Source organism: Streptomyces albipurpureus (assembly GCF_023701525.1).
Taxonomy (GTDB): Bacteria; Actinomycetota; Actinomycetes; order Streptomycetales; family Streptomycetaceae; genus Streptomyces; species Streptomyces albipurpureus.
Genome location: NZ_JAMQAW010000096.1, coordinates 100,001 through 107,642, shown reverse-complemented (window position 1 = coordinate 107,642; position 7,642 = coordinate 100,001). Strand labels below are relative to the sequence as shown.

Annotated in this window: 8 protein-coding genes; 7 read left to right on the top strand and 1 reads right to left on the bottom strand. The window is 67.5% G+C overall.

The genetic code is table 11. From position 1 onward, the window contains the following. Positions 1-153 precede the first annotated feature (153 nt). The 7 genes from NBG84_RS38190 to NBG84_RS38160 all read left to right on the top strand — a co-directional run bounded on the left by NBG84_RS38190 (position 154) and on the right by NBG84_RS38160 (position 6,176). Positions 154-798, top strand: a complete 645-nt coding sequence (locus NBG84_RS38190; RefSeq protein WP_250924317.1) for an HAD family hydrolase — start codon at positions 154-156, stop codon at positions 796-798. A gap of 78 nt (positions 799-876) precedes the next feature. Next, a complete protein-coding gene (locus NBG84_RS38185) occupies positions 877-2,052 on the top strand; it encodes an acetoin utilization protein AcuC (RefSeq protein ID WP_250924316.1) in 1,176 nt (391 codons plus the stop codon). 250 nt (positions 2,053-2,302) lie between these two features. After that, entirely contained in the window at positions 2,303-3,118 is an 816-nt protein-coding gene (locus tag NBG84_RS38180; RefSeq protein ID WP_250924315.1) for a phosphatase, read from the top strand. A 128-nt stretch (positions 3,119-3,246) separates the two neighbouring features. After that, the gene (locus NBG84_RS38175) at positions 3,247-3,459 is read left to right on the top strand and encodes a helix-turn-helix domain-containing protein (RefSeq protein ID WP_003958488.1); all 213 of its coding nucleotides are present in this window, start codon (positions 3,247-3,249) and stop codon (positions 3,457-3,459) included. A gap of 121 nt (positions 3,460-3,580) precedes the next feature. Continuing rightward, positions 3,581-3,679 (top strand): 30S ribosomal protein bS22, encoded by a 99-nt coding sequence (locus NBG84_RS38170; RefSeq protein ID WP_003948845.1) that lies wholly within the window; start codon positions 3,581-3,583, stop codon positions 3,677-3,679. Positions 3,680-3,971: 292 nt separating this feature from the next. Beyond that, positions 3,972-5,054 (top strand): NAD-dependent epimerase/dehydratase family protein, encoded by a 1,083-nt coding sequence (locus tag NBG84_RS38165; protein ID WP_250924314.1) that lies wholly within the window; start codon positions 3,972-3,974, stop codon positions 5,052-5,054. A gap of 24 nt (positions 5,055-5,078) precedes the next feature. Next, positions 5,079-6,176 (top strand): lysophospholipid acyltransferase family protein, encoded by a 1,098-nt coding sequence (locus tag NBG84_RS38160; protein ID WP_250924313.1) that lies wholly within the window; start codon positions 5,079-5,081, stop codon positions 6,174-6,176. A 233-nt stretch (positions 6,177-6,409) separates the two neighbouring features. On the opposite strand, the gene NBG84_RS38155 is transcribed toward NBG84_RS38160, so the two are convergent. Further along, positions 6,410-7,624, bottom strand: a complete 1,215-nt coding sequence (locus tag NBG84_RS38155; RefSeq protein WP_250924312.1) for a DUF5667 domain-containing protein — start codon at positions 7,622-7,624, stop codon at positions 6,410-6,412. Positions 7,625-7,642 lie beyond the last annotated feature (18 nt).

The window sequence follows — 7,642 nt, the reverse complement described above, 5'->3', positions numbered from 1 at the left end:
AGCCTTTCAGCGCCGATGGTACTGCAGGGGGGACCCTGTGGGAGAGTAGGACACCGCCGAACAATTTTTAGCCTCAACCCCCGTACCCATGGTGCGGGGGTTGAGGCATTTCTGCGTTCAAAGCGCTGTAGACCCTTGTTTTAGGGTGACGGGATGGACTACGACCTCGTCATCTTCGACAACGACGGTGTACTCGTTGACAGCGAACCTGTGGCCAACACCATTCTGGCCAGCTATCTGACCGAGCTCGGGCACCCGACCTCCTATGAGGACTCCCTCCGCGACTACATGGGGGCGGCGGTGCATCGCGTACACGATCTGGTGATGGAGAGGACCGGCCAGCAACTGCCGGACGACTTCGACAAGACGCTTCACACCCGGACCTTCGAGGCCTTTGAGCGGGAACTTGCCGTAGTCCACGGTGTGACCGCTCTTCTGCGGTGGCTGACCGCCGGGGGAGTTCCCTACTGTGTGGCATCTTCCGGTAGCCATGAGCGGATTCGGGTGGGACACCGGAAGACCGGACTCGACGCCTGGTTCCCCCAGGAGATTGTCTTCAGCGCGCAGGACGTCGGACGGGGAAAGCCCGCACCGGACCTCTTTCTGTATGCCGCCGAACGCATGGGAGTCACTCCCCAGCGCTGCGTGGTCGTTGAGGACAGCGCCCTTGGAGTGGCCGCTGCGATCGCCGCGGGAATGGATGTGTACGGGTTCACCGCGATGACGCCCGAGGAGAAGCTCATGGGCGCGAAGGGCTACTTCGCGGAGATGGCCGAGCTACCCGAGCTGCTGGGGTGACCTCACCGCGTCTCTTCTTCTCTCCGATGCCCTGGGCCCGTTCGGTGTCGGGGAGGAGGCACGGATACGGTGGCGGGTATGAGTGGCCGCGAATGGTTGATGTGGGACGAGGCGGTAACCGGGTACGACTTCGGGGACGACCACCCCATGGACCCGGTGCGGCTCGCGCTGACCATGGGCTTGGTGCGGGCGTACGGGTTGGACAAGGCCATGGACGTCAGGGCGGCCAAGTCCGCTGGCGACTCCACGCTCCGGCTCGTACACCGGGAGGACTATGTGGCGGCGGTGAAAGCCGCGTCCGCGCACCCGCGGGAGGCGGACCAGGCGTACGGCCTGGGCACTGTCGACGATCCGGCGTTTGTGGGGATGCATGAGGCGTCCGCACTGATCGCGGGCCAGTCGGTCGCCGCCGCCGAGGCGGTGTGGCGCGCGGAAGCCACGCATGCGGTGAACTTCACGGGCGGGCTGCACCACGCGATGCCCGGAGGCGCGGCCGGGTTCTGTGTCTACAACGACGCCTCCCTGGCCATTGCCAGGCTGCTGGAGTTGGGCGCTGAGCGGGTCGCGTACGTGGATGTGGACGTGCACCACGGGGACGGCGTCCAGGCGGCGTTCTGGGATGATCCGCGGGTACTGACGATCTCGCTGCATGAGCATCCGGGATCGTTGTTCCCCGGGACCGGCTGGCCTTCGGAGACCGGTGGCGACGGCCCGGGAGAGGGCTCTGCCGCCAATCTGGCGCTGCCGGCCGGTACGGGTGACGAGGGCTGGTTGCGCGCTTTCCACGCGGTGGTTCCCGAACTGATCGCGGACTTCCGCCCACAGGTGCTGGTGACCCAGCACGGGGCCGACACCCATTTCGAGGACCCGCTGGCGCATTTGGCGGTCTCGCTGGACGCACAGCGAGTCGTCCAGGAATCCTGCCACGCGCTGGCGCATGAGTACGCCGACGGCGGCCGCTGGGTGGCACTGGGCGGCGGTGGGTACGCCGTGGTGGATGTGGTCCCGCGATCGTGGACGCATCTGGTCGGCATCGCCGCCCATGCGCCGGTAGACCCCGAATCGATCATTCCGTCTGAGTGGCGGGACGAGGTGTACGCGCGTACGCGTCAGCCAGGGCCCCGACGGATGACCGACGGACGCAAGCCCGTCTGGCGGGCGTGGGGCGAGGGGTATGACCCGGCGGACCGATTGGACCAGGCGGTGCTGGCGACGCGTCGCTCGGTGTTCCCTTTGCGCGGACTGCTCCCGTAACGGGGACTCCCATTCCCATGAACCACACCCGCCACCAGTCGGCGGCTGTTTGCCCGATGCGGCGTCTGGGCGTTTGAGGCGGCCCTGACGCGCCCATGACGTGTAGGGGTAGGGAAACCCTTCTGGTGCTCCTGTTCCGCTCCCTCAGGGCCTTGTGAGCCTTCCTGCGGGTGGCTGGCATTACGCCAACTGTGCGCCGTGCAACCGCTTTTGGTGTTCCTCGCGGGGTCCATCCGCGAGTATCGCTGCTGTGTCGAGCACCCGAGCGCTGCGCGCGCATCTCTTAGCGACCCGTCTGGCCGGGACCGTGGGGACCCAGCGGGAGGGGAGTCTGCGCAGCTATCGCCTCTTCGCCGCCCGAGACCCCCGCGTCACCCTCGGGTTGGCGGCGCTGGGAGAGTGGAGCGCCTGGGACGTGATGGCGCTGATGGCGGATCGATGCGGGGTCTCGGCCGACCCCGCTCACCGGGTCGGACCCGATGTCATCGACCCCGAGCGGACGCTGCGGGCGCTCGACGCCTTCGCCGAACGGTTGGGCCAGGTGGCCGCGCGGCGGGGGGCCGTGCTGCTGGGGACCGGACATCCACATCGACTGCTGAGGTTCTACGCCGGGCTGGCAGACGCGCTGTCGGCGGCTGGATGTCTCGTTCTCACCCCGGCGGAGGGGCGATGTGTCGACATAACGACCCGGTTCGGCGTACGTACGTACAACCTTGAGTACGTACGGGGAGTCGCGCTGGTGCGGGCACCCGGCGCACGGGGCGCAGGGCGTGAGACCGGCGCGCACACCCATTCCCCGCTGCCGTTGCGTACCGCTTTGGAGGGTCTTGCGGAGGCGGGAGGACCCCTCCCGGACCTGGTGATCGGGGACCATGGATGGGTCTGCGGGGCAGGTCAGCTGGGTTTTGAGGCCATCGGCCTGGCCGATACGGATGACCCGGCGCTCTTTGTCGGCGAGGCGGAGGGGCGAGTGGCCGTAGCCGTACCCCTCGATGACGGCGTGCGGTCTGCTTACTACCGCCCGCTGACGCGCTATGTACTCAATCGAGCGTGTCTGTCACAGTAGGCGGCCGATGGCTGCTCCTCTTCCCCACTCGCACCACCCGCCCCTAGTCTGGGGAGTGAGCGCACAGCGACGAAGAGTCACCGGAGGGGAAGCCGGTGTGCGTCATGTGCGGAAGGTACAGGTGGGTCATGGCTGCTGGCAGCGAGAGGCCTCTTAACGAGGTCAAGTTTCTTACCGTGGCGGAAGTCGCCTCGGTGATGCGGGTGTCGAAGATGACGGTGTACCGATTGGTGCACAGTGGTCATCTGCCGGCGATTCGGGTGGGGAGGTCCTTCCGGGTACCGGAGCAAGCGGTGCACGACTACCTCCGCGAGTCTTTCGTGGGGGTGGAATCCGCATAGCGGGACTAGGGCGACTGCCTCGGATTACACCCTCGATGCTCCGCCGGGTAGGCTGGACCGACGTAGGTCGTGTGGGCCCAGACGCCCCGCACCGAGTGAAGAGAAGTGAGCGAGGGTAGTCGTGGGCTCTGTTATCAAGAAGCGGCGCAAGCGGATGGCTAAGAAGAAGCACCGCAAGCTGCTCAAGCGCACCCGCGTTCAGCGTCGTAACAAGAAGTAAAGCGACAGCTGTACGTAGTACTGCGGCCCCTCCACCACCAGGTGGAGGGGCCGCAGTGCGTTGATTTCCCCGCGCCTTCTGGTGGTTCCTCCGATGGTCCGGGGAGCTGGGGACTGCGGGAGTCCTCCCCTGTGTCGGGCTGCTCGGTGCTGTTTGGGCCGATGCCGCGTCCCCGCTGGCAATACCCGGCAAAAGGAGCGTCGCGCGTCATCACAGCGCAACGCCGAGGCGCTACGGTGACGCTGAAGGCGGACTCACCGGACCTGGTGGAAACGGAAGGAAGGCGCTGATCTTGGGGAAGGTCGTACTCGTCACCGGCGCGGCCCGGCAGCTCGGAGGACGTCTCGTGCGCCGTATGCAGCGGGACCCCGACGTCGACCGAGTGATCGCCGTCGACGCCGTACGGCCCGAGCACCATCTCGGCGGCGCTGACTTCGTCCAGGCCGACATCCGCCAGCCGACGATAGGGCGAGTACTGGCGGAGCACGCCGTCGACACCGTCGTCCATCTGGATGTCACCGGTACGCCCCTGGGCGCCGGGGGTTGGTCCGCGGTGAAGGAGACCAATGTCATCGGGACCATGCAGCTGCTCGGAGCCTGCCAGAAGTCGCCCCATGTGAGGCGCCTGGTGGTGAAGTCCACGACGAGTGTCTACGGCTCCGCTCCGCGTGACCCCGCCGTCTTCACCGAGACCACCCCGGCCAAGGCCCTGCCCAGCGGCGGCTTCGCCAAGGATTCGGTCGAGGTCGAGGGGTACGTCCGCGGCTTCGCGCGGCGCAGGCCCGATGTCGCCGTATGCGTACTGCGGTTCGCCAACATCCTCGGGCCGTGCGCGGACTCTCCGCTTGCGGAGTTCTTCTCGCTACCGGTGCTGCCGACCGTGTTCGGCTATGACCCGCGGCTTCAGTTCGTCCACGAGGACGATGTGATGGACGTACTGAGCAGGGCACTGCGCGAGCCGAGACGGGGCACGCTCAACAGCGGCACCTTCAATATCGCCGGCGATGGGGTGCTGCTGCTCTCACAGTGCTCACGGCGGCTGGGCCGGCCGACGCTGCCGGTGCTGCTGCCGGCGGTGAAATGGGTCGGTTCCGCGCTGCGTACGGTCGGGATCACCGACTTTTCGCCAGAGCAAATCCGGCTGCTGACCCACGGGCGAGTGGTGAGTACCGCACAGATGCGCGAGACACTGGGATTTGAGCCGAGGTTCACCACCGCGGAGACATTCGCCGATTTCGCTCGCAGCCGGGGAGTTGGGCTGCTGCCCCCGCAGAGCCTTGCGCGGGCGGTCGACCAGGTGGCGGAGTCCCTGGGCGCTCGTCTGGCGCGCGGGGGCGGCTCAAAGGTCCAGACGGTTCAGAGCGACGCCGGATAAGGCCGGATAAGGAGCGCAGGCACGATGGCGGACGCCAAGGTCATTCCCTTCGACGACGACCGGACGCGCAACGGCGCGCAGCGCTCGGGGCGCCGGCGCTCAGCGGGCGGCGCGGGAGCCCCGAGCGGCGCGGTGAGCGGCCAGGGCAGGGCCGAGCCCAAGGTGGTGCGGCAGAAGGTGCGGACGCTCCATGGGGCCGCTGTACCGCCGTCTGCGGTGCAGGCAGCGGCGGGCGAGCGGTCCGGTGGTTCGGTGGACGAGAGCCATGAGGCCGTGGCGGACGACGGCTGGGAGCGACGCGTCGCCAGCGGACTGGCCTTTCTCCGGCGGCGCGTCACTGGTGACTACGAGGTTGATGAGTTCGGCTACGACAAGGAGCTGACCGACCAGGTACTGATGTCGCTTGTGCGTCCCTTGTACGAGAACTACTTCCGCGTCGAAGTGAAGGGCATCGAGAACATTCCGGCGGAGGGCGGGGCGCTGGTGGTGGCCAATCACTCCGGCACCCTGCCGCTGGATGGACTGATGATGCAGGTCGCGGTCCATGACAACCATCCCGCCGGGCGGCACCTGCGGTTGCTCGCTGCGGATCTGGTCTTTGTGCTGCCGGTCATCAATGAGCTGGCGCGCAAGGCCGGTCATACCCTGGCCTGCACCGAGGACGCGGAGCGGCTGCTTCAGCGGGGCGAGGTGGTCGGGGTGATGCCGGAGGGCTTCAAGGGCATCGGGAAGCCGTTCAGCGACCGCTACAAGCTTCAGCGGTTTGGGCGGGGCGGTTTCGTTTCGACGGCGCTGAAGGCCGGCGTGCCGATCGTGCCCTGCTCGATCGTCGGAGCCGAGGAGATCTATCCGATGATCGGCAACTCCAGGACGCTGGCGCGGCTGCTGGGCATCCCCTACTTCCCGATCACGCCGACGTTTCCCTGGCTCGGGCCACTGGGAGCGGTGCCGCTGCCGACCAAGTGGACCATTCAGTTCGGGGAACCGATCGAGACATCGGGGTATCCGGCTGAGGCGGCGGAGGATCCGATGCTGATGTTCAATCTGACGGATCAGGTACGGGAGCAAATCCAGCACACGCTGTACAAGCTGCTGGTGCAGCGGCGGTCGGTGTTCTTCTAGCTCTTCCAGGACACTGCCGAGGCCCTCCAGGAGCCCGCGGGCCTGTCCAACGCAACTCGCGCTGCCGAACGGCCGATTACCGCTGCCCAGTGCGCGTCGAAGGGCTCCCTCGGCGGTCTCGTCCAGGGCTGGGCGGTTGGCGTGGTGTCCGGGGCTGGCTGCTGCGCGAGTTCAGAGGGAACAACGGAAGGGGGTGGGGAGGACCGATGTCCTCCCCACCCCACTGCCGTGCCCTAGCGTTCGTTCTCCACGTTCAGCCCCAGATCCGGGATGATGCCCGGGAGCAGGGGCGGGATGGTGACATCCGGCGCCGGGGCCGGTGTGTTCTTCCCTGAAGACGGTGGCGGAGTGTTGTTCTTCTGCGGCGGGTCGAGCAAGCCGCTCACATCGCCGTCCAGCAGTCCCTTCTCCTTGGCCGGCGTGGAGCCGCCCGAGGGGCGCGGATCACTCTCCGCGCCGGTGGAGTTGTCGGGGGCGTTGGATGCCGCTGGAGTCGGTTGCCGACCGGGAGAGGGCGAACGACCGGGAGCCTCGGATGAGGTGCTGCTGGTGCGCTGGGAACCGCGGCCCTGCTCCGGTGGGGTGGGTAGCAGCGACTGGAGCGGGCTGACCTCTTGGTCTATGGCGTTGAAGACATTGTTCACCTCATTGCCCACGTCGCTGAGCTGCACCGGAAGTCGGTCCCGTAGTCCGTTCCACGCATCGCGGTGGGCTCGGGAGAAGGTGTTCAGCTTCTGGATGGGGCCCAGAGAGCCATCCCGTTGATAGGCGGCGTGGAGTAGGCGGTGGCCTTCGGTGGCGTCGTGACGCATTCCGTTGAGCGCGCGGCGGACTTCACTGAGGGACTCATGGTCCAGTGCGCCGGCCCGTCCGCGCTCCATCAGTCGGCGAGCTTCGCTCAGGCGGGTGGATGCCTGATCGAGGTAGACCTCGCCGCGATCGGTGTCGCCGTCGGCCATGCCGAGCCGGATGTCCTCCATCCCTCGCTTCAGCCCATACAACGTGTCACCGGGTAGGGCGTCGGAACTGGCAGCGGCCACCCCGCCGAAGGCGCCCGCGGCGACGGTGACGGTCAATCCGCCGGCCGCGAGGCCCTTCGACCAGCGGGAGCGTGGTCGCAGTTTCCGGAGCGGGGATGCGCGGTGGGCGCCGCGCCCGGCTCTCCGCTGCTCCGGAACGGTGGACCCCGAGGCCAGGGCGGTCCCGCTTCCGGCCGCCGTGCCCTCTTGGAGCATGGCTTCCATGGCTGCCACGAGCTGTGCCCGCTGCACCACCTTGACCTCGGGGTCCATCTCCGGCCTCGGCAGCTCGCCGAGACCGGTCGCCAGAGCCAACATCCGTCCGTGTTCGGTCTGTTCGACCGACTCGTCCGGCTGTCCGGCTACCTGGTCTTCCAGGGCCTTGGCGAAGGCGTTCGCCCGCCGGTGCGCCGATACGTTCGCGATCACTGGCGGCACCTCCTCTCG